This is a genomic window from Xanthomonas cissicola, from assembly GCF_008801575.1.
In the GTDB taxonomy this organism is placed as follows: Bacteria; Pseudomonadota; Gammaproteobacteria; order Xanthomonadales; family Xanthomonadaceae; genus Xanthomonas; species Xanthomonas cissicola.
Genome location: NZ_VZPL01000204.1, coordinates 1 through 996, shown reverse-complemented (window position 1 = coordinate 996; position 996 = coordinate 1). Strand labels below are relative to the sequence as shown.

Genomic DNA, 996 nt, shown 5'->3' with positions numbered 1-996 from the left:
AACGGTTCATGCGTGTGTAGACCGTATGCCAGTTGCCAAAGCGCTTGGGTAGGCCGCGCCATTTGCAGCCATGCTCGGCAACGTAAAGGATGGCGTTGACCACTTGCAGGTTGGTCATGCTGACATTGCCGCGCTGCGCCGGCAGGCAGTGTTCGATCAGAGAAAATTGTGCTGGCGTGATCTCCATGCCCAATAGTTTAATCGCTCGGGCCATTAGTGTTAACAGGCCCTAGTAGTTTTCACACAGGACGCACAGTTCCTATGTCCGGCGCGCTGTAGGCTCCGTCCTCGTTGTGGAGCGTCAGTCCCTCATAGTCGTACGCTCGCCCGGCCACGGGTGGCTCCGGGCATTGGTCGAGGTCGACGTGAGTCGGTGCGGTAGAGTCGTCGACCTCACTCAGGCTTCCCAGGATCGCGCCCGTGTTCGTGTCGAAAGCAATCCCCTGCCCGTTGGCATCAATCCAGGCCGTGCTGTTTTCAATGCCATTGAAGTGATCAAAAGCCTCTGCAAGGCCAGGTTGGCGCAACAGCCAGCTGCGCCCTGCGCGCGTCAGCGCGAACATGGGCGACACTCCTCCCATTCCATTGGCGGTCTCGCCGCGGCGAACAACGAGTCCGGATACTGCTGCCGCATAAAGTGCTCTGCCGTAGCCATCTGCACAAAACCAATCCCCGTATGTTACTTGCACCGCCTGGCCAGGGTTCCTACTCCAGCGGTGCAATGGCGCCAGCGCTACTAATGAATGTGTACGCTTACGGTACTCAAGGACGTCAGCCATTGGCAAAGAGCCGAATGTGCGTTCAGTACCCTGCACCAAGTTAAGCCTTAGCTCCTGGCGGTGCGCTTCCAGTGAGACCGGAGGAAGCAGGGCGGTCTCAAGATTCAAGTGCAACAGATGATTTGAAGGCGGCGATTTCCGCTTCCATTGCTTCGCTAGGCGTTTTCCAGCCCAGTGTCTGGCGAGGACGGGTGTTCATCAGTAACGCGATGTGATT

General features: G+C 57.7%; 2 protein-coding genes and 1 pseudogene. All 3 read right to left on the bottom strand.

Annotated elements, in window-relative coordinates; translation table 11 throughout:
• A partial coding sequence (locus F7R02_RS25550; protein ID WP_151210039.1) for a transposase occupies positions 1-187 on the bottom strand: 187 nt, incomplete at its 3' end.
• A gap of 52 nt (positions 188-239) precedes the next feature.
• Complete coding sequence (locus F7R02_RS26770) at positions 240-563, bottom strand: hypothetical protein (protein WP_078589957.1); 324 nt, start codon at positions 561-563, stop codon at positions 240-242.
• Between the two features lie 313 nt (positions 564-876).
• Positions 877-996 (bottom strand): annotated as a pseudogene (locus F7R02_RS27670) (IS30 family transposase); the annotation flags it as partial.

Coding starts and splice junctions, on each gene's coding strand:
- F7R02_RS26770 (WP_078589957.1), bottom strand. CDS start 563: ATGTTCGCGCTGACGCGCGCAGGGCGCAGCTGGCTGTTGCGCCAACCT.